We start from the raw sequence: 1,858 nt of genomic DNA on the forward strand, positions 1-1,858 counted from the left end.
ACTCAATCAACGATTTTTTCAGCAGTTAAACTGTGAATTATATAACGCTTATGGACCAACAGAAGTAGCGGTTGAGACTACTATCTGGTGCTGTCAGCCAAATTCCCAAATTTCTATTGGAACTCCCATTGCTAATGCCCAAGTTTATATCCTCGACAGTTATCTCCAACCGGTTCCTATTGGTGTTGCTGGAGAATTACATATTGGTGGAATGGGTTTAGCGCGTGGATACCTTAACCAACCTGAATTAACGGCTGAAAAATTTATTCCTCATCCTTTTGCTCAGGGGAAATTATATAAAACCGGGGATTTAGCTCGCTATCTTCCTGAGGGCAATATTGAATATTTAGGGCGGATTGATAATCAAGTCAAGCTGAGAGGTTTACGCATTGAATTAGGAGAAATTCAGACGGTTTTAGAAACTCATCCCAACGTTGAACAAACTGTTGTGATTATGCGGGAAGATACTTTATATAATCAACGGTTAGTTGCTTATGTAATCAGAAAAGATACTTTATTAACTTCCCAAGATTTGCGTCGTTTCTTACAGCAGAAATTACCCGTTTACATGATCCCTTCTGCCTTTGTCATGTTGTCGGATTTTCCCTTAAATCCTAATGGCAAAATAGACGTTCATAAATTGCCTATACCGGATGAGACTTCTCTAGTTGAATCACCCTATTTAGCCCCCCGCAATTCAATGGAAACTATCTTAGTAAGCCTTTGGCAACAACTTCTACAAGCTGGCAAGATAGGGGTTAATGATAACTTCTTTGAGTTGGGTGGTCATTCCTTACAAGCTATGAATCTTATGGCTTTAATTTATGAAAAAATGGCCATAGAAATTCCTTTATCAATGATTTATGAAAAGCCAACAGTAGCCGAATTAAGCGATTATATTATCTATGCTCAGGAGATGAATATTCAACCGAAAGAACGTCCTTATGTGGTGTTTAATAAGGAGCAAGAAAAGGCCGTCTTTTTATTTCCACCCGCCCTTGGTTTCGCTGCTGCTTATGCCAATTTAGCAGAGTATCTAAGGAATTATGCTATTTATACTTTCCGGTATATTAGCGATGAATTAATGTTAAAAAAATACGCTGAATTAATTGAGGATTTGGCTCAGAATCAAGATATAAAATTAATGGGACATTCCGCCGGCGGATTTTTAGCGATGTTAATGGCGCAACAATTAGAAAGTCGAGGGAGAGTTGTTTCTGATGTCATTTTACTGGATACTTACAGAGGAGGACGTGAGGCTAAAAAAGCTGATATGTCAGAGATTCAAGAAGGGGTTGATGCTTTCTTATTAAATCCCAAACGTCAGGAATTAAGAGGTTACTTTTTAGAGAATCAAAAACTCCGCAATCGCACTTATCATCAAGTGTGGGAATACTTTAATTTTCTTTGGAATTCTGACTTAAAAAATGTACAAATTCAAGGGACTATTCATTTGATTCGTGCTGAGGGAAACTATGAAGCTCAAGATGATTGGACACAAGCAACAAAAGGAGAAAGAATCAATCATTATGCCACTGGTATTCATCGTGAAATGATTGATCCTCCTTATCTTCCCAAAAACGCTCTGATTATTAATAGTATTCTCAACCCAAAACAGTCGTAACCGTTGAGGGGGGGGACGAAATCGGGCAATCTGAGAGACATGGATGAGCAGTACCTAGGGTCTGCTGAAAAAGTTTTTTCAGCAAACCCTAATTAGGGTTAGCTGAATAAATCTAAAAACCTTGTTGGGTAAGACTTTTAGACTTTTTGTCAATCAAAAAGTACCAGATATGGGAGTGGTCGGGGGGAAAATTCCGGGACTTTTTCCCTGAAAATTAGGTAATTTACCCGATGA

The 1,858-nt window shown here is 38.3% G+C and carries 1 protein-coding gene; it reads left to right on the top strand.

Annotation, left to right across the window (positions count from 1 at the left end):
• The coding region (locus tag O9295_RS16910; protein WP_288034019.1) for a thioesterase domain-containing protein at nucleotides 1-1,624 on the top strand (1,624 nt) is incomplete at its 5' end.
• Between the last annotated feature and the right edge of the window lie 234 nt (nucleotides 1,625-1,858).

The organism is Microcystis sp. LE18-22.4A (assembly GCF_027531105.1).
Classification (GTDB): domain Bacteria; phylum Cyanobacteriota; class Cyanobacteriia; order Cyanobacteriales; family Microcystaceae; genus Microcystis; species Microcystis aeruginosa.